The organism is Salinibacter ruber DSM 13855, from assembly GCF_000013045.1.
In the GTDB taxonomy this organism is placed as follows: Bacteria; Bacteroidota; Rhodothermia; order Rhodothermales; family Salinibacteraceae; genus Salinibacter; species Salinibacter ruber.
In genome coordinates this window covers 1,656,281-1,681,139 of the sequence record NC_007677.1, presented here as the reverse complement: position 1 = coordinate 1,681,139, position 24,859 = coordinate 1,656,281, and the positions used below count along the sequence as shown (strand labels likewise).

The following is a 24,859-nucleotide window of genomic DNA, read 5'->3' as shown; positions in this document are numbered from 1 at the left end:
CCACCCGCTCTCTGGATGATTTCCGATTCCAGCGGGCCCAGTTGGGCGTCGCCATGTCCACTCTCTGTCGGGCCCGTCCGATGGGGAAGCGGGCAGGCGAGTCATTTCAGCACCGTCGAGAACACCTGAACGGGCCTGCGGGGCCAACCGAGACGGTTTCCCAGGAGAAGTCCCCTCGGCCAGACGGGCGGCGACGGCACGCCTGTCCACGACCACGGCCCGGTCGCCCCGACCGTCGAGCGTGCCCGTGCGGCATGGAGATCCATGTCCGCCGAACGCAGGCCGCGTAATTGCGCACTGCGGGGCGAAGAAACTACAGATCCGGCACGGGTATCATCGCCCTCAAGAAACCAGACCGCAGCGTGAGGGCGGGACGTCCGACCTGGCGCGATTCTTGACCAAAGCATCATGTGGGCCGGGTTCAAGGGCGAGTGCCGCTCAATGTGCTGCGCTGGAGGGCTGACCTCAGGAATTTCGACCGCGGCGAGGCCGCTTGGGAGGGACACTCCCTCTTTCCTACCGCGGACGACGGTCCGTCCTCGAGAGGCCACCGCTTCCACTTTCAGTGAACACCGTCTTTCCTTTCCGCAACCAGTTCTGCGCCATGTCTTCTTCTCAGGCTAGCTGGTGGCCCCTCACAGTGGCCGCACTCACGTTCATCACCCTGGTGGGGTGCGACGTGCCCACGGGCAATTCCTCTCCGTCCATCAACACCGACACGGAGATCAGCACGCCGCTCGTGCAGGAAAAAACCTTCACGTTTCTCGGCGGGCCGAACAGTGAATTCGACCCCCTGATCGATACGACATCATCAGACTTTGACTCCCTGTTTGAAGTCGAGTCGTCAAACAACGACATCTCGGTCGTACAGGAAATCGACAATTTCGACATCGGGAATTTGAACGAGGCCTTGGACAATGCCACCGGCAGCCTCACCTTTGACCAGAAAACACTTGACGAGACGTTCATCGATCTGAAGAAAGAAGGGTTCACATTCGCAGGTGAAAAGCAGATCGAGGATCTCAACGTGGACCTGCAGGTCTCTGCGACGGCCGACATCCCGGTACGTGGAAGCCGAGTTGCCTTCAGAAAGTCGCGAAACAACTACGTAGAGCTCGGACCCACGACGATTGAGGTACAGAACATCACGAGTTCCCCGACCGCACCAGGGGGGGTTTTCGACAGCCTTCGGTTCACATACCCCGACATCCGCGTCGAGCCGTACGGCGAGGACAACCAGCTCGTCGTCGACTTTGTCGAGAATCCCTGCGGGAGTGGCCCCTGCGGCAGCAATGGAGAGTACGAGCGGGATATAAGCACCTTGGGAGACGGTTTTCGCATCGACCTCAAAGGCGCGCGAATATACCCGGACAAGCCGAACATCGACGAAAACGGAACGGTCACGTTCAAGATTGGCGGCCAAGTGAACCCCGACCTGACGGTAAAGGATGACGATAAGATCTCCTTCGGGGCGTCGACGTCCTTCGACAATTTTGAGATTCGAGAGATCGACGTCGGTGCGGCGAAGCCGTTCACGGTGGCCGTCACGCCGAATGAGAACGGCGGGGACATCAATGTTGCCAACGACAACGAGGTGCGGACGGCCGCCTTCGATGGGTTTGGGGGCATCACAGACCGGGTGGACGGGCTCAAGCTGGCGGACGTGAGCCTAACCTTCCAGGTCGAAACCGCCAACCTCGCGTCGACCGACGCGCAGGTGTACGCGGCGATTCAAGGGACGAACGAGACAAACCAGATCTATCTTCGCGGGACAGAAGATCAGAACATGTCGCGCGGGGCCGACCGGAACGTGTCCTCCCTTCCCTTTTCGGCTGCGTTTACGGAAAACGGCGTTTCCCTTCAAAATGAGTCGCTGATCAAACTGGGCGTTGGGCTCGAAGAGGCCGCGCTCGGCGAGACGGTACGCACGCCGCTCCTGGTCGACGGCGACAACTCGAACGTAGCGGACTTCGTCAATGCGCTCCCGACCGAGGTCCGCCTGGCGGGACAGGCCGAGATCAACACGGACGGGGGCGGCCTGCAGGTTCGAAAGCCCATCGCGCTCGACGCGAACTTTTCGCTCAACGTCCCCCTCCGCATCAAGGACCGGTTTGTCGTGCGGGACACCATCGATGCGGACCTGTCCGACCTCAACGACCTGACCGACCCGGAGGAAGACGTCAATATTTCGACGGCGGAGCTCCAGGTTAGCTACACGAACGGCCTGCCCCTCGGGGCGGACGTGAAGATGGTCGTTTTCGACGCTGCGGGCTCGGTGATTGAGACGTTCAATGATGGCTTTGACAACGAGAACCTTCGAATTCAGCCGGCCGCGAAAAACGGGGACGGAGCGGCCGCGAGTTCGTCGTCGGGCACCTTTGTCTTTACCCTCGGAAGCACCCAGCAGGGCCTGCAAGCACTGGCCGACGGCGATCAGATCCGACTCGCATTCAACATGGATCAGGCGGGGTCGGGAGGCGGCTCAGAAGCCGCCGCTCGCCTCCGGGCCGACGACCAACTGACCCTCAATCGCGTCCGTCTCGAGGCCGACGCCTCTGTTCAAACCGGCAAATAAGCCTCAGAGGCCTCCCCGATCGCCACACCGACACTTCTCCTCCCCCGACTCATCAGGCTGGAAAGATGACAACCCAAGCCTTTGTTCTCCGCTCGGTTCTAGCTCTTTTCCTTTCGGGCCTTCTGGCCTTGGCGCCCAAAGCCGTGCACGGCCAGTCCGGCATGCGCAGCGTAAAGGCCGTGAGCACCGGCGGGGGCACGTCCGTCATCGACACGGGCCCGGCCGCGCTCTACTCCAACCCCGCCAATCTCACGGTGGGGCCGAACGACCATTCCCTCGAGATGCAACTGTTTCGCGTGGGGGCCTACCACGGGGGCGACTTCTACCAGTTCGAGCACATCGACCCCCTTTTCTACGACAACGAGACGACCCTTTCCAACGACGAGCAGAAGGCCATCCTCGACGACTGGTTCGGGGGGGACCAGCAAACGGCAAGCACGTACCTGGAGGTGGTCCCGTTGTCGATCACCCATCGCCCGAGCGACCGCTCCTGGGCGGTCGGCTTCGGCATTCGGGGCCGCACCGTTCAGACCTCTGCCGTCAACAAGGGGCTTTTTGACGTGCTGCTCCGAGGGACGGGCGAAGATCGGACCGTGCCGGTCGACGGGCGGAGCCGGGCATACGCGACCGTCGACCTTACGGGGGCGTTCAGTTACCGATTCTCATCGGCTCCCCTGTCGGTGGGCGTCTCGCCCCGCGTCATTTTCGGGACGGCCTTCGCGGACGCCGCGCTCAACTCGCAGGCAACCGTGAGCGGCGACTCCCTGGTGCACCGATTCGACTACACGGCCCGGGCGGCGGGCCCGTTGAGCACCGGCTTGTTCGACACGTTCAACGCCTTCAACGACGACCCGGTGGACGAGGTCGTGGGGGGATCGTCCGGAATCGCGGGGATCGGGGGCGGCCTCGACCTCGGGGCCACCTACACGGTGCGGCCGGGGTTGCTCGTCTCGGCGAGCATCACGGACCTGGGCCGGATCACCTGGACCCAAGACGCCCAGACGGTGACGCCCGTGAAGGATGTCTTTCGGTTTGAGGGCGTGACGCTGGACTCGGATCGGATCGATGACGAGTACGACGGCGCAACGGGGGAATACATCGAAGACCAGGTCGACAGTCTTGCTCATGCCGCCTACGAGGACGTGAATCGCGACCGCTCGTCGTTCTCAACCGGCCTCCCCACCACGCTACACGTGAACAGCACCTGGGACCAGGGCCTCGTCACCCTGAACGGGGGCGCATCGATCGGGCTCAATGAAGATGCCGGGGCGGTGCCCAGTCCGGCGGCCCTCCACGTGGGCGGGACGCTCCACCTCGGGGCCTTTCCCATCCGCGCCGGTGCCCGGTTCTTCGGCACACAGGCCGTCGCCCTCTCCGGAGGCTTCGGGCTGGATCTTGGGTTCTACCGGTTCGACCTGGGGGCGAGCATCACGCCCTCCACCTCGACGCTCGGCAGCGGCGCACGCTACGCGGTAAGCCTCTCGTTGGCGACAATCCGGTTCTGAGAATTAAGGAATGCCGCCGCGTGCCCCAAGGTCGGTGCTCCACTTGATGCCGCCCTGTTGAACCCGGGCGGGCGCCTCGCCCACGTGCATCCGCGGATCTGGTCCGAACAGCACCAGGGCAGGCCCTCCTCTCACGGGGAGACGTCGAGATCGCAGGTCCTTGGACTTCGTCTCGTTGGCGGTTAGGCGCGAAGATTCTGGAGAGAGGCCCTCCCCTCGGAACGGCCCCCTCCATCCTCGGCGTTGGGTTTTTGGCCCTGGGTCTCATCCCTGCCGCCAAGCCTCATTCCGACCGCCGCCCGCCCGTATGCCCGACGCCTCGTCGCCCCTCGTCCAGCTCGACGCCCTCACGAAGACCTACCGTGAGGGGGAGCAGGACCGCACGGTGCTTCAGGAGGTCTCGTTGCGTCTGGAACGGGGCGACTTCTCGGTGCTCATGGGGCGGAGCGGGGCCGGGAAGAGCACGCTCCTCAACCTGATCAGCGGCATCGATCAGCCCACGTCCGGCCGCGTGCAGATTGGCGACACCGACCTCACCGGCAAGTCCGAGACAGAACGCACACGCTTTCGCCGCTCTCACGTGGGGTTTGTGTTTCAGTCGTTCAACCTGATCTCGACCCTCACGGTCGGGGAGAACGTGCGGCTGCCCCTCGAGCTGGCCGGCGAGCCCCCCCGGGCCACGAAGGACCGGGCCCGGGCGATGCTGGACCGGGTCGGGCTGGCCGACCGGGCCGACCAGTTCCCCGACCGCCTCTCCGGCGGGGAGCAGCAGCGGGTGGCCGTCGCCCGGGCCCTGGCCCACGAGCCCCTCCTCGTTCTCGCCGACGAACCGACGGGCAACCTGGACTACGACACGGGACAGGCGGTGCTCACCCTCCTCAGTGACCTCGTGGTCGATACCGATACCACCCTCCTCGTGGCCACGCACGACCCGGAGGTGGTTCCCCGGGCCGACCGGGTCCTGCACCTCCACGGCGGCTCCCTGCACGAAGAGGTGCCCGAATACATCACGTCGGGGACGTAGCCCGCACGCAGGCGATTCGTGAACGGAGCGCCGTGGCGCCGCCCAGGGCGCCGCGCTCGTTCCTGTCTCTCTCACCCGTCCCTCTCGCTCCTCGATGACACTTCTGCACCGCTCCAGCCGGCGCTACCTCACCCGCCACCCGTGGCTTATGGGCCTGTCGGTGCTGGGGGTGGCGATTGGGGTGGCCGTGGTGGTGGCCATCGACCTCGCCAATACAAGCGCGAGCCGGGCGTTTGAGCTGTCCGCCGAGACCGTCACCGGCGCCGCGACGCACCAGGTCGTGGGGGCCGGCGGGACGCTCGACGACGACGTGTACCGGCGCCTCCGGGCGGCCGGCATTCGTCCGTCCGCCCCCATCGTGGAGGGCTACGGCTCCCTCGAACGAGGGGACCGCACGTTTCAGATTGTCGGGATCGACCCCCTCGCCGACGCGCCCTTCCGGCCCTACCTGGGCACCGGGCCCGGCAGCGACCTGGACCTGGGGACCTTCATGACGGACGACGTGGCCCTCATGAGTGCCCCCACGGCCGAGGCGATTGGGCTCTCGTCCGGCGACACCCTGCGCGTAGGGATTGAGGGCACGACCCACCCGGTGGTGCTCAGCGGGCTGATCTCGCCGCAGAACGAACGAACCCGCCGGGCAGTGGCCAACTTGCTGGTCGTGGACGTATCGACGGCCCAGCGACTTTTCGACCAGTCCGGCCGGTTGAGCCGGATCGACCTGCTTCCCCCCTCGGCGGGGTCGGCCCAGCAGGCCTACCTCCGTCGGGTGCGCGAATCCCTCCCGGACGGGGCCCAGCTGCGGCGCTCGGACACCCGGACGGAGACCGTGGCCCAGATGACCAAGGCGTTCGACCTCAACCTGACGGCGCTAAGCCTGCTGGCCCTCATCGTGGGCGCGTTTCTCATCTACAACACGATGACCTTTTCGGTCGTCCAGCGCCGCGCCCTGATTGGGCGGCTGCGGGCCTTGGGGGTGACGCGCGGGGAGGTCTTTCGGCTCGTGCTGGGGGAGGCCGCCGTGCTGGGCGTGGTGGGCAGCGGGATTGGGCTTCTGCTCGGCATCGTGCTGGCGTCCGGCCTGGTGCAGCTCCTGGCGCAGACGATCAACGACCTCTATTTCGTGGTGGAGGTGAGCGAGCTGTCGGTCTCAGCGTGGACGCTGACGAAGGGGGCACTCCTGGGGGTCGGCACCACGCTGGTCGCGGCCCTGCCCCCGGCCCAGGAGGCCACCGCCGCCTCGGTGAGCACCGTGCTGCGCCGGTCGACCCGAGAGAGCACCCTGCGCCGACGGGCGCCCTGGTGGGCCGGGTTCGGCCTCCTCGTCGCCGCGGCCGGCAGCCTCCTGCTCCTCGTCACCGAACAGAGCATCTGGGCCGGGTACGGGGCGCTGTTTTGTCTCCTCGTCGGGGCGGCCTTCATGATTCCGTGGGCCGTAGTGGGGCTGTCGAACGGGGTGCGCCCCCTGCTCGGGCGGGCGGCCGGCGTCATCGGGCGCATGGCGGCCCGCGGCGTCGTCACAAACCTGAGTCGCACCGGCGTCGCGATCGCCGCCCTTACGATCGCCATCGCGTCGACCGTGGGCGTGGGCGTGATGATCGACAGCTTCCGCGGCACCGTCACCAGCTGGCTGGAGCAGTCGCTGCAGGCCGACGTCTACGTGCAGCCGCCGAGCCTCGTCTTCCGCCGCTCCACCGCCACGATCGACTCCACCGTCGCGCGTCGCCTGCGAAACGTTGAGGGCGTCGAGGGGGCCTACTCGGTCCGCCGCGTCACCGTACGGGCCAGCGTGGGGCGCACGGACCTCGTGGCCGTGGAGCCCGGCCCCGAGACCGCCGACATCTACCAGCTCAAGGCCGGCACTCCCGAGACGGCGTGGGAGGCGGTCCGGTCGGGGCCCTCCGTGCTCGTCTCCGAGCCCTACAGCTACCGCTATGACGTGGGCGTGGGCGACACGCTGCGCCTCCAGACGGATCGAGGCCAGCAGCCATTCGCCGTCGAAGGGGTCTACTACGACTACGGCTCCGACCTCGGGGTGGCCCTCATGAGCCGGTCGACCTACGAGCAGTTTTACGAGGACCGCGGCGTGTCCGGCCTGGCGTTTGCGGCCGCCGACACGACCTCCGTCGACGCGCTAATTTCGGACATGCGCGCCTCCGTAGCGGGGCTCCAGGACGTGCTCATCCGGTCGAACCGGGCCCTGCGCGAGACGTCGATGCGCGTCTTCGACCGCACGTTTACCATTACGACGGTGCTGCGCCTGCTCGCCATTGCCGTGGCGTTCATCGGGGTGCTCACGGCCCTCATGGCCCTGGCCCTGGAGCGGCGACGGGAGATGGGCGTGCTGCGGGCCACCGGGATGACGCCCCCCCAGGTGGGCGGCTACCTGACGCTCCAGTCGAGCCTGATGGGCGCCATCGCCGGCCTCCTGTCGCTGCCGCTCGGCTACGTGCTGGCCTACGTGCTGGTCTTCGTCATCAACAAGCGCTCCTTCGGGTGGACGCTCCAGCTCACGGTGCCGACCGACGTCCTGGTCCAATCGCTCGTGCTGGCGGTCGTGGCCGCGTTCCTGGCGGGCCTCTACCCGACGTGGCGCATGGCGCGGTCGAACCCGGCGGTGGCCCTACAGGGGGATTGAAGACGAACGGCGCACCGCATCGCCTTCGTCCTCCCCCAGCCCTGTAGGCCTACCGACCCAACGACTCGGGCCGGCGAACCGTTGGTATGCGGTCCACGGCGTGATCATTGATGACAGCATTCGAAATGGAAGACCTTGCGGCCCGTGGGGCCCTTCTGGTCGGCATCCTGATCGTTCTTTCACGTCTGACAAAGGCCGCACTCGAGCGCCTCAATCTTCCCGACCTCCTCGGGTACCTCTTTATCGGAATGGCCCTTCGCCTGGTCGAGGGAACGGGCCTCCTTCGGTTCGTCGACGGGCCTCAGGTGCTCTCCTTCCTGGCCCAACTCGGGATCGTTGCGCTCCTTTTTCGCATCGGGTTGGAATGCACCCCGAAGAACCTGCTCCGCCGGCTCTCGGGCGCGACGCGGATCTGGATCGCAAACATCACACTGAGCCTCGGGGCGGTGCTTGGCGTGGCGCTGTTCCTGCTCGACTGGGCGCTCCTTCCCAGCCTGTTTGCCGCCGTCGCCCTCACCGCGACGGGAATCGGGGTGTCGGTGCGCATCTGGCGGCATACGGACCGGCTCGGCTCCGCCAAAGGGGCACTTATGCTCGACGTGGCGGAGCTCGACGACCTCTCGGGCGTTGTGCTTCTCGCCCTCCTCACGGCGCTGGTGCCACAGCTCCAAGCCGGCCTTTCGGCCGACCTTGTCGGCCCGATGGCCCTGACGCTTGGGCTTGTCCTCGGAAAAATGGCCCTGCTCGCGCTTGGCGGCCTCCTGTTTGCGCAGTACCTGGAGCATCCGCTCACGCACTGGCTTCACGATATTCAGCCCCGGCCCGACCTGATGATCAGCGTCCTCGGCATCGGGCTCGTGGGGGCGGGCCTTGCGGCGCTGCTCGGATTCTCGGCCGCCATCGGGGCCTTTTTCGCCGGGCTCATCTTTAGCCGAGATCCACTCTCCGTCAAGATTGACGCCTCGTTCGACTCGCTTTCCGACCTGTTCATTCCGTTTTTCTTCCTCCACGTTGGGTTTGCGCTCGACCTGTCTCTTCTGTTCGGAAATCTAGGAGCAGTTCTGTTGTTGTTTGCGGCTGCGGTGGTGGGAAAGGGGCTGGGCTCGTTCATGCCCGTAATGAACCGACTGCGGCCCAGCAGTGCGTTGACCTTTGCCGTGGCCCTCGTTCCGCGCTCCGAAATCACCCTCCTGGTCATGCAGCGCGGGCTCGACCTGGGGGTCGTCTCCCCGGACGCCTTCGCGGTCGTCGTGGCCGTGGTGATCCTGACGATGGGGACGGTCCCGTTGGCCCTGCGGCTGTTGCTGCCCCCCGTAACGACCACGTAGCGGGCCGCGCCGAGAGCCCCCGCGGTCTCGCCGAGCGGCGAACGGGGGCCGGGGCGGACCGTTGAGGTACACCGATACACCAGACCCTTCCTGCCCGACATGACTCGTTCGGTCTCGATTCTTGCAGTCCTCGCCGCCGCCGTGGCCGGTCTCGGCCTTGGGGCCTACTGGCTCACGGCCTCGTCCGGCGAGGCCGAGCTGCAGACGTCGGTCTCCGTCTCGGAGGCGATGGCCGGCGACACCACCGGCTACCGGCGGGCCACGGCGCCCCGGGCGTTCACGTTTCCGGAGGACTACGGCCCGCACCCGGGCTACAAGACGGAGTGGTGGTACGTGACCGGCACGCTGAGCGGCCCGGACGCGACCCCCTACGGCTACGAGCTGACGATCTTCCGGACCGGCCTGACCCCGCCGGACGAGGCGCCCGACTCGCCGCCGGCCGGCTGGCGCACGAACCAGCTCTACCTGGCGCACTTCGCCGTCACCGACGGGGCGACCGAGGAATTTCACGCCTTTGAACGCTTTCAGCGGGGCGGCGCCGGGCTCGCGGGGGCGCAATCGTCCCCGTTTCGGGTGTGGCTCGACGACTGGTCGATGACCGGGCCCGACTCGTCGGCGTTCCCGCTCCGCCTGCGGGCCCAGCAGGAAGGCATCGGCATTGACCTCGCCCTCCGCCCCACCAAGCCGCGCGTGCTGCAGGGCGACCGGGGCCTGAGCCAGAAGGGGCCAGGGGGCGGCAATGCGTCGTATTACTACTCGTACACGCGCCTAGCCACCGAGGGGACGCTCGTCCTGTCGGGCGACACGCTGTCGGTGACCGGCAACAGCTGGATGGACCGGGAGTGGAGCACCTCCGCCCTCGGCCCCGACCAGGAGGGCTGGGACTGGTTCTCGCTCCAGCTCGACGACGGGCGCGACCTCATGTACTACCAGCTCCGCCGGACGGACGGCACCCCGAGCCGCTTTAGCGAAGGCGTCATCGTGGGCCCAGACGGCGCAACCCAGACGCTAGACCGCTCGGACGTCTCCGTGGAGGTTCTCGAGACCTGGACGAGCCCGGACGGCACGCACACCTACCCAGTGGACTGGACCCTGCGCGTGCCCGACGAAGACATCGACCTGCGGATCACGCCCCTGTTTCCGGACCAGGAACTCGACGTGTCCGTCCGCTACTGGGAGGGATTCGTTCGGGTGAAGGGATCCGCGACCGGCCGCGGGTACGTGGAGATGACGGGATACGGCGACAGCCCCGGGTCTCCCGTCTCGTAGCCGATACGGACCCGTCCAGTCGTTCTCTCGCACCGATCAACACGGGTGGTGGACGCACTGAATCTGCCCACGTACGAGTTTCGGACGCAGGCCCGTGGGGACGCTCGGGCCATCTACGACCCGCTCCGGGACCGGTACGTCCGCCTGACGCCCGAGGAGTGGGTTCGCCAGCATTTCGTACAGTATTTGATCCAGGAGCTCGACGTGCCGGCAGGCCTGGTTGCCATTGAGGCCGCATTCCGGGTCCAAGGCCAGCCGCGCCGCGCCGACGTCATTGTGCACGACCGACAGGGCGATCCGCTTCTTCTCGTTGAATGCAAGGCCCCGCGCGTCTCGATCGCCCAGGACGCCTTCGACCAGGGGGCCCGCTACAACATCGTCCTGCAGGCCCCGTACCTCGTGGTGACAAACGGCCAGACGCACTACGCCTGTGCCATTGATTTCAGCGACCAGAGCTATACCTTTCTCGACGACCTTCCCCCCTACGACGTTCTCCTGAGCAGGGCGGACGGCCCGTAGGGCTCACCCCTCGCTCCTCCACACTTCTTTTCTTTGCGTATGCCCGCCTACGACCGCGAACGCACCGTCGCCTTCCGTGCCGTTCAGACCGCCGCCGAATTGTGCCAGTCCGTCCGGGCTGACCTCGACGGGGACGTGATGGAAAAGGACGACCGCACGCCCGTCACCGTGGCCGACTTCGGCAGCCAGGCCGTCATTTGCAAGGCGCTCCGGGACGCCTTTCCGGACGATCCCGTCATCGGCGAGGAAGACAGCTCGGCCCTGCGGGCCGACGCGAACGCCGACGTACGGGCCCACCTCCTGGAAGAGGTGCGCGCCCACCACCCGGACGTCAATCCGGGCCTGGTGTTCGACTGGATTGACCACGGCACCGACGCGGGCTACAGCGAGCGCTTCTGGACGCTCGATCCGATTGACGGAACCAAGGGCTTCGTGCGGGGCGACCAGTACGCGATCGCGCTCGCCCTGATCGTGGACGGCCGCCCCCAGGTGGCGGCCCTGTGCTGCCCGCACCTTCCCAGTGCCATCGACGCCGATCCGCCCGCCTCGCGGGGCCAGGCGTTCCTGGCCGTTCGGGGCGAGGGGACCGTACAACAGCCGCTCACGCCGGACACCGACGCGGTGCCCACCCCGATCCAGACCAGCGGCACGACCGACCCGTCGGAGAGCCGATTCTGCGAGTCGTTCGTTTCCTCGCACAGCTCCCACGATCTCGCCGCGCAGGCGGGGGAACGCCTCGGCATCACGGCCGACTCCATCCGGATCGACAGCCAGGCGAAGTACGCCATCGTCGCGCGGGGCGAGGCGGACATCTACCTGCGCCTCCCGCGGCCGGACAGCCCCGACTACACCGAGCGCATCTGGGACCACGCGGCCGGGGCGCTCGCGGTGGAGGCCGCCGGGGGCACCGTGACGGACATGCACGGCACCCCCCTCGACTTCACCCACGGCCGCCTGCTGGAGGCCAACACGGGCGTCGTCGCTACCAACGGGCCCGTCCACGATGAGGTCATCGAGGCCCTGGCTGCCGCCCAGGCGTGAGCCAATCCCCTTCTCCCCCGGACTCACCATCCGCTTCTCCGGACTCACCATCCGCTTCGCCAATGCATGCCTTTCTTCTGTGCGCGGGCTTCGGCACCCGGATGCGCCCCGTGACCGCCGAGACCCCGAAGTCACTGGTCACGGTGGCGGGCCGCCCCCTCCTCGACCACCTTCTGGACGAGCTCACCGCCTGGTCGGCCCTTACCGAGATCCACGTTGCCGTCAACCATGAAGATGCCCCCGCTTTTCGGGAGTGGGCGGCCGGCCACCGGGCGGACCTGGAGACCCAAGGGATTGGATTGCACCTCCACGACGATGGCGTGGAGGCCCCCGACGACCAGCTCGGGTGCGTCGGGGACCTGCGGTTCTTGCTCGACGCGGTGGGCCTCCCGGCCGACGGGGCGCTGGTAAGCGGCGGCGACAGCCTGTACCGGTTCCCCCTCGCGCCGCTTCTGAACGCCTACGACGGCACCACGAATCGCGTCCTCGCCCTCCACGAGCCGGACCCCGAGCGCCGCGCCCAGAGTAGTGTCCTCCAGCTCGACGGCCCCACGGTGACCGCGGTGCACGACGACCCGACCGGCACCGCCTCCACCCGCATCTGTCCCTCCTGGCTGCTGCTGAGTGCCGAGGGACTGGGCGCCATCGTCCCCTACCTCGACGACGGGGGCCCGCCCGACACGCTGGGCGCGTTCCTCGACCGGCTGGCCCGGACGCACTCCGTGCAGGCCCACCGCCTCCCGCAGACCGGCCATCTGCGCCTCCACTGCAACACCCCCGACGACCTGGAGCACGCCCGCAAGCTCCTACGCAAAGGGCCGCGGCACGTGCTCGGCCCCGCCCCCGTGCGGGCGTCCCTCCCCGAGCCGGCGTCCTGACGCCCAAGGCTTCTGGCGGCTGTCCGTAGCGCGCATTACCCTCCGAACGCGGCACGAAGCTGCTCGCAGGCCCGCCGGAGGACGGGCAGTTCTTTCGCGAAGCAGAGGCGAAGCTCATGCTGCCCGTCCGCGGGATCGTGGTAGAACGAGCGCCCGGTGACGCTCCCGATGTGGGCGTCCTCGATGAGCGTATCGCAGGCGGCCGCGTCATCGGCAAAGCCCGCCTGCGTGCCGGCGAGATCCCCAAAGTGGGCGAGGACGTAGTAGGCCCCGTCCGGCCACGGCACGTCGAACCCGATGGCCTCCAGCGTCTCACACAGGAGCTCGCGGCGCTCCGCGTAGTCCGCCTGAAGCTGCGCGACATAGTCGTCGTCCAGGTCCTCGAAGGCGGCGAGGGCCGCGTGCTGGAGGGGACGCGGGGCGCAGATGTAGAGCAGGTCGTTCATCAGGCCGATCTTTTCGGCGATGGGCGCGGGGGCCACGCCGTAGCCCAGGCGCCACCCCGTCACGTTGTACGCCTTGGAGAAGCCCGAGAGGGTAATCGTGCGTTCGTAGGCGCCCGGCAGGCTGGCGAGCGAGACGTGCTCCGCCCCGTCGTAGAGCATGTACTCGTAGATCTCGTCCGTAATCGCCACGAGGTCGTGGGCGTGGAGCAGGCCGGCGAGGGTGGAGAGCTCCTCGCGGGTCCACACCTTGCCGCTAGGGTTGGCCGGCGTGTTCACCACCACAGCCTTGGTGTCGTCGGTGAGGACCGCCTCCATCGCCGACCGGTCGAAGGTTGCGTCGGGGCCGCCGAGCGGAACGTAGCGGATCGTCGCCCCGGTGAGCTCCAAGATGTTGCGGTGGTACCCGTAAAACGGTTCGAAGAGCACCACCTCGTCGCCGTCCTCCAGGAGCGTGAACGCCGCCGACACGAACACGCCGGTCGACCCCACGCCCACCACCACGTCCTCCGGTGAGGTGGCGGGGACCTCGTTGTGGGCCTGCTCCTTTTCGAGAATGGCACGCCGGAGGGGCTCGATGCCGGCGTAGTGGGAATAAATCGACGCGTCGTCCCGGATGGCCTGGTGCGCCCGGGCCTTGATTGGTTCCGGCGTCGGCAGGTCGCAGACGCCCTGGCCCAGGTTGATGCCGTCTACCTCCTCCACACGACGGGTCACGGAACGAATGTCACTCTGCTGCAGGTCGTCGGCACGGGCGGCAAGCGACGGCGATGCGGCACGGTCCATGGCAGGAACGCCGATTTGAGTGTGTCGATGGACCCGTCAAGAAAGTGCTTCCCGGCGCGGCATGCAAGCGACGGCTTGGGCAGGCGCACGAACGCCCCCGCGCCCCACGCCGCCCCGGAACCAAGCGACGCGACAGCCGAATGATGGAGGCAATTTGGGCAGGCGCCCCGGTTTCCCTTCCTGGTTCTCGTTTTCAATTTCTCTCCATCGAGTCCGATCCCCCAATGCCTTCTCCCTCTTCATTTCTGCGTGAGGCCATCGAGATGGCGGTCCAAAACGTGACCACCGGACAGGGCGGTCCGTTCGCGGCCCTCGTCGTCCGGGACGGTGAGATCGTCGGGCGGGGCACAAATGTGGTCACGACCCTCAACGACCCGACGGCCCACGCCGAGGTCACCGCCATCCGGCGGGCCTGCGACGCGCTGGATGACTTTGAACTGGCGGGCTGTACGCTGTACGCCACCTGTGAGCCCTGTCCCATGTGCCTGGGCGCCGCGTACTGGGCACGGCTCGACCGGGTCTACTACGCCGCCACGCAGGAAGACGCCGCGGAGGCCGGCTTCGACGACCACCACATCTACGAGGAAATGGCAAAGCCGCCCACCGAGCGACAGATCCCGATGGACCAGGCTCTCTCCGAGGAGGCCAATCGCCCCTTCGAGGCCTGGCTCGACTACGAGGACCGGGTTGCCTACTGACCCCCGTCGTCCGGACCCGAAGCACGTCGGGGGTTGGACGTTGCTCCTCCCAGCGCGCCCGCCGCGGGCGGGCCCTACCGGAGGACATCGTCGTGAAACAACATAACGTGGTGACAGCGCACGCAGTGAACCGCGATAGGGCCCTGACGGTCTTCCGGGGTGCCGCCCGCCTCAAACTCGGTCCCGCCACACATCGGACACTCCACCTCGCCGGTATACTCTCGGAGGCGGTTCAGAAGTCGGCTCAGGTCCGGGTCGATCCTGTTCGGGGTTTCGTGGAGATTGCCCGCAACGCGCCAGGGCCCGTTCTGAATGTTGGCCTCGGAGAGCCCGACGGGATTGCCGTTTTCTCGTAGAAGGACGTATCCCCCCGCGTCCGACGCCCAGCGGACCATCGCGACCGCCCCGTCCCCATCCTGCAGGATGTCGCCGTCGAAGATCTGCTTCCCCTCGGCATCGGCCAGTCCAATGTGTTGCATGAGGCTCGTGTCCGGAGACTCCCGGCAGTGGAGCCGGGTCTTGCGGTGAAGGGTCCAATCCGAAGAGTCCTCGATCTTGAGCGACCAGACGGCGCTGTCGTTGACATAAATCATTTCATCTCCGTCCCACACACGAAATTCTGGAGCTGGCATGTACCTTCGGTCGGTTCCGGAAGCGACTGATCGTTCAAACACTGGACGCCCGTGAATGTCCAGGGTGGGGATCAGTCCGTCCACACTTCCTGGACGAATACCCCCATCATGATTTGGATGAGTCGTGCACTTTTCAACTCGGTTTGTGTGGAGATTGTGCGTGCCGGCAGGATTGACAATGGATTCCGACCCGCCGATTTGGGAACCCGACATGCCGGCCCACTTCTTTGTGAACGCATGCCCTGCATTCCACCTTTGCTCGTCCTCTTTCCCGGGTCCACCGGCCGTGGAGGGCCCGTCCGCCGAGCGCACCGCATCGCTTGCGGCCGAACGCATCGGGCCGGTGCCTCAGACATGGATCGGCGACCGCCCGACCGACGCGCAGTGGCACAGACAGCACTTTCTGTGCTGTCCTCCGGTCCGTGTGTGGAGCTTTTCTCTCTGGGTGGGGCTTGGGCACACTGACGGGCTCGACAGCAGGGCAGCCCGTACGAACCGCACGCCATTTGGCACCCCGGTCGACGACGACACGGAAGCCTCAACTTCGCGGACACGGCGGGGGGTGGGTAGCGCCTCCGACCAGCCATCCTCTACGATTGGTACCGTCTACGATCGGTTGGGCCTGCCGGCCGGCCCGACGGACGTGCGACCCATGGGTTCGGTACAGAATTGCGGCATACCGGTACACACTGTATCATACCGACGACATCATGCGGAAGGCGACGCGCTTCCCTTCCCGCCTGCGGATCGAAGCTCCCGGATTTGCCCCCGCATAACCTGAGCCGTTAGACGCTCCGCTACTGCCTTTTGCCCGTAGACAAACCGCCTACCCCCTGTACATTCTCTGGTTCCGTCTGCCCGCCCCGGCATCCTCTCCAGAAGTGACCAAGCTGGAGGAGCGGCTCGAAAAGCCCCCTCCTCCCCTTTTCGGTGTCCGGCGTGGCCCCTTCTGCCACGCCCCCCTCCGTTCGTAGAACTGTTTTCGGCCCGAGATGCGATCCTCTCATTTTGCGAAGCTCTCCTTCGTCATTTCCGTCGCCCTCATCGCATTTCTTCTCGGATTTTCCACTCGGTGGCACCGGTGGGCTCCCAACGAGGTGTTGGAACAGGCCTCAAACCAGGCCACGACCCTGAGAACGTACTGGTCGGAACGGCCCACTCCCCTCGCTGATCGCGTGTACGATCGTTCTGGCGCCCGAACTGTAGATTCGAGCCGCATTCAGCCCGGACTCACGGCCATCACGTCTACGTGGCAGACGAAGGACACGTGGTCGGCCGGCGTGAGGCTCATTGACCGCACGGGGCAGGTGGTTCACCAGTGGTCCGTCGATAAGGGGTCACTCTTTCCCGACTCACTCGACCTGCGTTGGACATACCCCGAGGTTCGGGCCCTGCACGGGTCCCATGTCACCCCAGACGGAGATCTCCTCGTCAATCTCTCCCGTGTCGGTACCGTGCGGCTGGACGCGTGCGGGCAGATCCAGTGGCGCTTGGCGGAGGGAAACCACCACTCGATTGCGCAGGCACACGACGGTACGTTTTGGATTCCAGGAACGAGCCGGCGGCCCCGTCAGACGAGCACGGCCCACCCCAACGGATATTCCGGACTCGACGAGTCGGTGTGGATCGAGAGGTTACTGCATGTGGGCGAAAACGGAGACCTGCTGCAAAACATTAATGTGCTCGACGTTCTCTACGCGAACGACCTAGAGCGGTACGCAGTCAAGGTCAACCAGCCGGAGGCCGGCACGGACGGCCCCGGGACAAAAGACCTGCTGCACCTCAACGACGTGGAGCCGCTCTCCCCCAGGATGGCTGACGAATACCCCCTCTTCGACGCCGGCGACCTCTTGGTTTCGCTTCGGGAACCGCACCTCGTCTTTGTCCTCGACCCCGACACGAAGGAGACCAAGTGGCATGCCTCAGCGCCCTTCATCCAACAGCACGATCCCGATTTCGTCGGAGACGGCTGGATTGGCGTCTTCGACAACAACGAAGACTTTACCGAACGGGGGACGATGCTCGGGGGGAGCCGAATCGTGGCCATGCAGCCCCACACCGACTCGATGGAGATCCGATTCCCCACGTCCGCCTCGGACCCTTTCTACACGGATGTTCGGGGCAAATTTCAACGCATGCCGAATGGCAACATGCTGCTGACTGAGGCGCAGGCGGGGCGGGTTGTGGAGGTCGATTCCACAGGCCAAACGGTTTGGGAATGGGTTCATCCGCCCTACGACGCACGCCAGGTGCCCGTGGTTACAAAGGCCACCCGACTCAATCTCACACGGCAGCAGGTTGACGCGTGGGCGTGTTCGTCGGGGAATACGTCCGCTGTGCCATAGTGGGGACGTGCCCCCGCCACGAGCGTTCTCCGTGTGTCCCTGTCGGGGACGGCGACGTCCACACTTTTCCGGAACGGTGTACACAGAGGGAGTCGTGCCCGCGAGAGTGTGTACCGCGTCGGAGAGGCCTCACCGTCGTGTGGGCGAGAACCGATCTCCCAATGCGGTTGCCCGGGCCGTACTTCGATACGGACCCGCATCGAAGCAACAATGGGTCCGCCGGGACCCAGCGAGAGGATGACAGTGTGTCGACTGCGAGTGACCCGGACGGGAGTGTACACGCTTGCCTACACGAAGCCCTTGCGGGCGACCAGTTGTCCAAAAAGTCGGCTATGCAATAACAGCATTACACGGGGCACCCCCATCGACATTGGGTCCGACAGCCGTTATGCTACGGGGTGACATCCTCGATTCCAAGCGTACTTCGATTATGACTCGCTTTTCCTCTCTTCTCCTCGCTCTCTCCGTTCTTCTTCTCCCCCTGCGCCCAGCGCAGGGACAGCCCGCCGAGCGCACCTCGTCGCTCACGGTTGAGCAAATCATGCAGGCACCCGAGACGTGGATCGGCGACTGGCCGACCAATGCACGCTGGCACGAAAGTGGACAGGCCCTCTATTTCAACTGGAACCCAGGCGGGGATTTTCCCAGTGATTCGCTCTACAAAGTGTCGCGCAGCGGCGGCGCCCCCCAAAAAGTGTCCCCGGCGGAGCGACGGTCCAACCCCCCCACGTTCGACGGCTGGCACCATGGCGAGCACGTCTACACCGACGACTTTTCCCGGAAGGTCTACGCCGCCGACGGCGACCTGTACCTCTACAACCGCGAGACGGACACCCAGACGCGGCTCACCGACACCCCGGCCCGCGAAGGCAATCCGCGGTTCGGCCTGGAGGAGGACCGGGTCCTGTTCGAGCGAGACGACAACCTGTTTTCTGTCCACCTCAGCACCGGCCAGATTCGGCAATTGACCAACGTGCAGTCCGGGCGCGAACCGCAAGAAGGCGCGCCGTCCCCCCGCGAGCGGTTCCTCGAAGAACAGCAACTGGAGCTCTTCGAGACCCTCCGCGAGCGAAACGAGGAGGAAGAGCAGGCCGACGAAGCGCGAGAGCGAGACCGCGAGGCCGACGACCCGCCGCCCCCCTTCTACACCGGAGACGCCGAGGTGAGTGCCCTTCGCATGGATCCGACCGAGCGGTTCGTGACCATCGCGCAGCAGTCCCAACCGGACGCCGCCGACCCCACGCAGGTCATTGATTACGTCACGGAATCGGGCCAGGCCGACGTACGGCGCGCCCGGCCCAAGGTTGGCATCCCGCCCGGCGACTTTGCGCTGCACGTGCAGGACCTGAAACGGGACACGACGATTGCGGTCAATCTGCACCAGCTCCCCGGTGCCTACGACGTGCCGGCCTACCGGCAGGAGCAGGGCGCAGAGCTTGATTCCAGCGAGGCGAAGCGGGCCCTCTACAGCTACGGGCCCTACTGGAGCGCGGACGGAGACCACGGGGTTCTCGTGGTACGGGCGGACAACAACAAGGACCGGTGGATCGCCCGTCTCGACCCCGAAACAGGCGACCTGACGGTGCTCGATCGGCAGCACGACACGGCCTGGATTGGGGGGCCCGGCATCAGCGCATACGGCGGGCCCGGGAACGTGGGGTGGATGCCCGACGGGGAGCACTTTTACTTTCAGAGCGAGGCCACCGGCTACAGCCACCTCTACACCGTCGATGTCGAAACCGGCGAGACCACCCAACTCACGAGCGGGGACTTTGAGGTGCTCGACGCGCGGCTGTCGCAGGACGGCTCGACGTGGACGCTGACCACCAACCGGCACTCGCCGCACCAGCAACATGTGGAGCGAATGCCCGCCGACGGCGGCGACATCACCCGCCTCACCCAGATGACGGGCACCCACGACGCGGTCCTGAGTCCCGACGGGACTCGCCTCGCCACGCTCTATTCCACCACCAACCAGCCCGCCGACCTCTATCTCAAAGACGCCACGGCGGACGCGGACCCGGTCCGCATCACCGAGTCCCCCACCGACGAGTGGGCCGCGTACGATTGGCGCATGCCGGAACTCACCCGCTTTGAGGCCTCGGACGGGGTGGAGGTGCCCGCCCACGTCTTTCGGCCCGACAATCCGAACGGCGCGGCCGTTTTCTTCGTCCACGGCGCCGGCTATCTGCAAAACGTCCTCAAAGACTTTCCCCCGTACTTCCGCGAGTACATGTTCCACAACATGCTCACGGACCTCGGCTACACGGTGGTCGACGTGGACTACCGCGGGTCGGCGGGCTACGGGCGCGACTGGCGCACGGCCGTCTACCGCCACATGGGGGGGCGCGACCTGCAGGACTACGTCGACGCCGCCAAGTGGGTGGGGGACACCTACGGCATTCCCGCCGAGCGTCGGTTCATCTACGGCGGCTCGTACGGCGGCTTCATGACCCTGATGGCCCTCTTCACCGAACCGGAGCACTTCGGCGGCGGGGCCGCGCTCCGTTCGGTTACCGACTGGGCCCACTACAACGACGTCTACACGTCCAACATCCTTAACACCCCGCAAACCGACTCGCTCGCCTACGCCCGCTCCTCCCCCATCTACCACGCGGAGGGGCTGGAGGACCCGCTCCTGATGCCCCACGGCCTCGTCGACACGAACGTGCAGCCGCAGGACATCTTCCGGCTCACCCAGCGCCTCATCGAGCTCGGCAAGGAGAACTGGGAGCTGGCGATCTATCCGGTGGAGGGCCACGGGTTCGAAGAGCCCTCGAGCTGGACGGACGAGTACCGGCGCATTTTCGAACTCATTCAGGAGAGTGTCGGGCCGGAGCGGCCTCAGAACTGAAGCGTGAGGGCCAGGCCCGTCGGCGCGGGGCGCATCGACAACTGCACGCCCGCATCGAGGAGCGACGCGAGGCGGCCGCGCGAGGCCCAGAACGCGATGCCGTCGAGCACGAGCAGCCCAGCCCCCTGCAGGATGAGGGATGTGCCGAAGCCGCGCCACCGGCCGACGTTGTCGACGCCGTAGTGGCTCGCCCCGAGCATGGTGGCCCCGACGGCCGAGTACGCAACGTTCAGTCCGAGGTTAAGGAGCAGCACGTCGTGAAACTGCCGCTCCGCCGCCAGCAAGGGGCCGGGTTCCGCCGGCGGGGGCCCGGACGCCAGAAGCCCGCCGGCGGCAATGCCGGCGTTCACGAGCCCCCACCCCGCCGACATGGCCCCGAAGTGCCATCGGGTCGACTGGGCCGAGCGGGACGACGCCCAAACCAGCGCCAGTCCCCCCAGCGCGTTGACGCCCCCCCACGCCCCAACCCGCCACAAGTGCGCGCGCTTCGCATCTCCGAACTGCACCGACTGGGCCTGGGCCAATGAATCGTGGGACGGCCCCCCGGACTGCCCCAGGGCTTTTGTGTCGAGCCCCCCCAGAACGAGCAAGGGAACCAGGACAGCAGCGATCACAAAAGGCGGAACGGACGAGGGCGGTTCGATAGAAGCCACGGCGGCACAGGGAAACTTGTGGGAAGCGGGAGTACGTCAACGGACTGTCTGCATGGCCCAAGGGTCCATCGGCCCCAAACACATTTCTCGAATCCAGCAATTCGGGGCCGGCACATTCGCGGTGAAGGGACGGGTTCTCCAGGGATGCCTGCCTGCGAGGCCGTAGGCACCGGAACAGGGAAATGCCCTCGTCGGTAGACAAAACTCCAAGTTGAGAGGTCCGCAGAACGGCTCATCCGTACTTCCCTTTATGCCCGATACCGCCTCCCCGACGTCGGATACCTCTTCCCAGGACACCCCAATCCAGATCAGCCCGAACGCGGCGCGCGAGATCCGAAAGATCATCAACAAGAAGAACATTCCGGACGGCTATGGGCTCCGCGTGGGCGTGAAAGGCGGCGGCTGTTCGGGAATGAGCTACGTGCTCGGGTTCGACAAGGAGCGCGAGAAGGACAAGGTGTTTAATCTCGACGGGATCACCGTCTACATGGACAAGCGACACGGGCTCTACCTGATGGGGACCACCATCAACTATCACGACGGGCTCGATGCGCGGGGCTTTACCTTCGAGAACCCCAACGCGACCGAGACGTGCGGCTGCGGCGCCAGCTTTGCGGCCTAGCCCCCGCCCTCCTTCGCGCACTCCCCCTTGACGATCTCCGGGCTCGGCCCCTAACGCCCGTCGGGCGTCACACCATCGTGCCCGACCGCTTCGTCAATCTTGTAACGCTCCTGCACTAGTTCGTCTCCCAATATGCAGGCGGATCGGGGAGGGGAACAGAATGCGCAGATGCCTGGTTACTGCTTGCACCACGTGCTTCACGCACGGGGTTGTCTTTCGAGGGAAAGGCGCTTCGGTATCCCCTCGTTGCATCCCTGTTCGTGTAGGGCGCCGACGCGGCGCTTTTGATCGTTCAACCCATCTGGTATGGAAGGCAATTTCTCAAATCGCGTCCGGGACGTTATTTCCTACAGCCGCGAAGAGGCGGTGCGACTCGGGCACGATTACATCGGTACGGAGCACCTCTTGCTTGGGCTCATCCGGGAAGGCGACGGAATCGCGGTGAAGATTCTCCGCAACCTCGGGTGTGACCTGTTGGAGCTCAAGGAGGCCGTGGAGGACACGGTCCGAAGCACCAGCAGCTCCACCTCGGTGGGGAACATCCCCCTTACCAAGCAGGCCGAGAAGGTGCTCAAGATTACGTACCTGGAGGCGAAGCTCTACAAGAGCGACGTCATTGGGACGGAGCACCTCCTCCTGAGCCTGCTCCGGGACGATGAGAACATCGCCGCGCAAATTCTCCAACAAGGCTTTTCAGTAACGTACGACGCCGTGAGAAACGAGCTAGACTCCATTATTAGTGGCAAGGCCTCTTCCTCTTCCAGCGGCAGCGGTGGATCCGGCGGTCGTCTCTCCTCCGGCTACGGGCAGGAGAGCAGCGAGTCGGAGAACAGCAACACGCCGGTCCTGGACAACTTCGGCCGGGACCTGACGGAGCTGGCGGAGGAGGATGAACTCGATCCCATCATCGGGCGCGAGGAAGAGATCAAGCGTGTCGCCCAGATCCTGAGCCGACGCAAGAAGAACAACCCGGTTCTCATTGGGGAGCCGGGCGTCGGGAAAACCGCCATCGCGGAGGGGCTTGCCGCGCGGATCGTGGATCGCAAGGTCAGCCGCGTGCTCTACGACAAGCGCATCGTCACGCTCGACCTTGCCTCCCTCGTGGCCGGCACCAAGTACCGGGGCCAGTTCGAGGAGCGGATGAAGGCCGTGATGAAGGAGCTGGAGGACAACGACGACATCATCCTCTTCATCGACGAGATCCACACCATCGTCGGGGCCGGCGGGGCGTCCGGCAGCCTGGACGCGTCGAACATGTTCAAGCCCGCGCTCGCCCGCGGTGACCTGCAGTGCATCGGGGCGACCACGCTCGACGAGTACCGCCAAAACATTGAGGGCGACGGCGCGCTCGACCGCCGCTTTCAAAAGATTATCGTCGACCCGTCGACGCCCGAGGAGACGGTCAACATCCTCTCGAACATCAAGTCCTACTACGAGGACCACCACAACGTCCGCTTCTCTGAGGAGGCGATCGATCTGGCGGTCCAGTTGAGCGACCGCTACATCACCGATCGCTTCCTGCCGGACAAGGCCATCGACGTGATGGACGAGGCCGGCGCGCGGGTTCACCTCTCCAACATCGAGGTCCCGCCCGAGATTCTGGAGCTTGAGGAGCAGATCGAGGACGTCCAGGAGGAGAAAAACCAGGTCGTCAAGAGCCAGCGGTTCGAAGAGGCGGCCCGCCTCCGCGACAAGGAGAAGACGCTCCAGGAGGAACTGGAGGAGGCCAAGCAGCAGTGGCACGAGCAGGCCGAGACCGAAGTCCACGACGTCACCTCGGAGGAGATCGCCGAAGTGGTGGCCATGATGACGGGCATTCCGGTCGACAAGATCAGCGAGCCGGAGCAGCAGAAGCTCCTCAAGATGGAGGAGTCGCTCAAGGAGCACGTGGTGGGACAGGACGAAGCCATCGAGAAGCTGTCGAAGGCCATCCGTCGCACCCGTGCCGGCCTGAAGGACCCGGAGAAGCCCATTGGCTCCTTCATTTTCCTCGGGCCCACCGGCGTCGGCAAGACCGAGCTGGCAAAGGTTCTCACCGAGTACCTCTTCGACTCGCAGGAGTCGCTCATCCGGATCGACATGAGCGAGTACATGGAGAAGTTCTCCGTCAGCCGACTCGTGGGGGCCCCGCCGGGATACGTGGGCCACGAGGAGGGCGGCCAGCTGACCGAGAAGGTGCGCCGGAAGCCGTACTCCGTGGTCCTGCTCGACGAGATTGAGAAGGCCCACCCGGATGTCTCCAACATCCTCCTGCAGGTGCTGGACGATGGGATCTTGACCGACGGCATGGGGCGGGAGGTCGACTTCCGCAATACGATCCTCATCATGACCTCCAACATCGGCACGCAGGACATCAAGTCCTTCGGCCAGGGGATTGGGTTCGACCAGACGGACGGGGAAGACATGGACTATACGTCCATGAAGTCCACCGTTCAGGACGCCCTCAAGAACGTCTTCAACCCGGAGTTCCTGAACCGGCTCGACGACGTGATCGTCTTCAACCCGCTCAACAAGGAGAACATCTTCGACATCATCGACATCATGTCGGAGGATCTCTTCGAGCGCGCCGAGGAGCTTGGCCTCGACCTCGAGTTCGACGAGGCCGCCAAGGAATTCCTAACGGACCGCGGGTTCGACCAGAAGTATGGCGCCCGGCCGCTCCGCAGGGCCCTTCAGAAGTACGTGCAGGACCCGATGGCCGAAGACATCCTCCACGACGAGATCACGGAGGGCGACACGGTCCTCATCACGCACGACGGCGAATCGGAGGAGCTGTCCTTCGAGGTCGAGGAGGGCGAGGCCCCGACGGAGGAGACCCCGACAGACGAAAACGGAGAGGCCAACAGCGTCTCCGCCGAAGAGGTTGCCGAGGGCGCGTCCACCGACGAGAACGGATCCGGTGAGGAGCCCTCAACAGCTTCCGATGAGGAGTAGCTGTTCTCCTGCAGAGCTACCCTTTCCCCCCTCCGTTCGGCAGTGCCGGACGGAGGGGGTTTTGTGTTTGCAGGGAGTTGAAGCAGGCCCTCACGTCACGATTCTCGGATCCAAT

Annotated in this window: 17 protein-coding genes; 14 read left to right on the top strand and 3 right to left on the bottom strand. The window is 65.7% G+C overall.

Annotated features, from left to right (window positions below):
* Positions 1-604 precede the first annotated feature (604 nt).
* From SRU_RS07085 to SRU_RS07045, 9 genes are all read left to right on the top strand, one after another.
* Entirely contained in the window at positions 605-2,575 is a 1,971-nt protein-coding gene (locus tag SRU_RS07085) for a hypothetical protein (protein WP_162713378.1), read from the top strand.
* 128 nt (positions 2,576-2,703) lie between these two features.
* Positions 2,704-4,080 carry a DUF5723 family protein gene (locus SRU_RS07080; RefSeq protein WP_231847431.1) on the top strand — a complete coding sequence of 459 codons (1,377 nt, stop codon included), beginning with the start codon at positions 2,704-2,706 and terminating at the stop codon, positions 4,078-4,080.
* Positions 4,081-4,387: 307 nt separating this feature from the next.
* Positions 4,388-5,104, top strand: coding sequence for an ABC transporter ATP-binding protein (locus SRU_RS07075; protein WP_043552256.1), 717 nt, complete (start codon positions 4,388-4,390; stop codon positions 5,102-5,104).
* Between the two features lie 94 nt (positions 5,105-5,198).
* Positions 5,199-7,742, top strand: a complete 2,544-nt coding sequence (locus SRU_RS07070) for an ABC transporter permease (protein WP_011404082.1) — start codon at positions 5,199-5,201, stop codon at positions 7,740-7,742.
* Between the two features lie 125 nt (positions 7,743-7,867).
* On the top strand, positions 7,868-9,070 hold the full coding sequence (locus SRU_RS07065; RefSeq protein WP_237702031.1) for a cation:proton antiporter: 1,203 nt from the start codon (positions 7,868-7,870) through the stop codon (positions 9,068-9,070).
* Between the two features lie 99 nt (positions 9,071-9,169).
* The gene (locus SRU_RS07060; RefSeq protein ID WP_011404080.1) at positions 9,170-10,339 is read left to right on the top strand and encodes a lipocalin-like domain-containing protein; all 1,170 of its coding nucleotides are present in this window, start codon (positions 9,170-9,172) and stop codon (positions 10,337-10,339) included.
* 48 nt (positions 10,340-10,387) lie between these two features.
* Positions 10,388-10,858, top strand: a complete 471-nt coding sequence (locus SRU_RS07055) for a type I restriction enzyme HsdR N-terminal domain-containing protein (RefSeq protein ID WP_237702030.1) — start codon at positions 10,388-10,390, stop codon at positions 10,856-10,858.
* Positions 10,859-10,897: 39 nt separating this feature from the next.
* A complete protein-coding gene (locus tag SRU_RS07050) occupies positions 10,898-11,899 on the top strand; it encodes a 3'(2'),5'-bisphosphate nucleotidase (RefSeq protein WP_011404078.1) in 1,002 nt (333 codons plus the stop codon).
* A gap of 62 nt (positions 11,900-11,961) precedes the next feature.
* On the top strand, positions 11,962-12,777 hold the full coding sequence (locus SRU_RS07045) for a nucleotidyltransferase family protein (protein WP_112903881.1): 816 nt from the start codon (positions 11,962-11,964) through the stop codon (positions 12,775-12,777).
* A gap of 35 nt (positions 12,778-12,812) precedes the next feature.
* Here the strand turns inward: SRU_RS07045 and SRU_RS07040 are convergent, their stop codons facing one another.
* Positions 12,813-14,006, bottom strand: coding sequence for a pyridoxal phosphate-dependent aminotransferase (locus SRU_RS07040; RefSeq protein ID WP_011404076.1), 1,194 nt, complete (start codon positions 14,004-14,006; stop codon positions 12,813-12,815).
* A gap of 224 nt (positions 14,007-14,230) precedes the next feature.
* On the opposite strand from SRU_RS07040, the gene SRU_RS07035 reads away from it, so the two are divergent.
* Positions 14,231-14,704: a nucleoside deaminase gene (locus tag SRU_RS07035; RefSeq protein ID WP_173387043.1), complete on the top strand. Its 474-nt coding sequence runs from the start codon at positions 14,231-14,233 to the stop codon at positions 14,702-14,704.
* A gap of 74 nt (positions 14,705-14,778) precedes the next feature.
* Here SRU_RS07035 and SRU_RS07030 read toward each other — a convergent pair whose 3' ends face one another.
* The gene (locus SRU_RS07030) at positions 14,779-15,336 is read right to left on the bottom strand and encodes a YopX family protein (protein WP_158442689.1); all 558 of its coding nucleotides are present in this window, start codon (positions 15,334-15,336) and stop codon (positions 14,779-14,781) included.
* Positions 15,337-16,511: 1,175 nt separating this feature from the next.
* Here SRU_RS07030 and SRU_RS07025 point away from each other — a divergent pair.
* The gene (locus SRU_RS07025) at positions 16,512-17,681 is read left to right on the top strand and encodes an arylsulfotransferase family protein (protein ID WP_237702029.1); all 1,170 of its coding nucleotides are present in this window, start codon (positions 16,512-16,514) and stop codon (positions 17,679-17,681) included.
* A gap of 430 nt (positions 17,682-18,111) precedes the next feature.
* Positions 18,112-20,535 (top strand): prolyl oligopeptidase family serine peptidase, encoded by a 2,424-nt coding sequence (locus SRU_RS07020; protein ID WP_237702028.1) that lies wholly within the window; start codon positions 18,112-18,114, stop codon positions 20,533-20,535.
* Here SRU_RS07020 and SRU_RS07015 read toward each other — a convergent pair.
* Complete coding sequence (locus SRU_RS07015; RefSeq protein WP_237702027.1) at positions 20,526-21,149, bottom strand: DUF6992 family protein; 624 nt, start codon at positions 21,147-21,149, stop codon at positions 20,526-20,528. The two genes, SRU_RS07020 and SRU_RS07015, sit on opposite strands and share 10 nt — an antisense overlap.
* A gap of 289 nt (positions 21,150-21,438) precedes the next feature.
* Between SRU_RS07015 and SRU_RS07010 the strand changes: the two genes are divergently transcribed.
* Positions 21,439-21,810: a HesB/IscA family protein gene (locus SRU_RS07010; protein ID WP_231847430.1), complete on the top strand. Its 372-nt coding sequence runs from the start codon at positions 21,439-21,441 to the stop codon at positions 21,808-21,810.
* Between the two features lie 306 nt (positions 21,811-22,116).
* Positions 22,117-24,744, top strand: coding sequence for an ATP-dependent Clp protease ATP-binding subunit (locus tag SRU_RS07005; protein WP_011404069.1), 2,628 nt, complete (start codon positions 22,117-22,119; stop codon positions 24,742-24,744).
* The last annotated feature ends 115 nt before the right edge of the window (positions 24,745-24,859 follow it).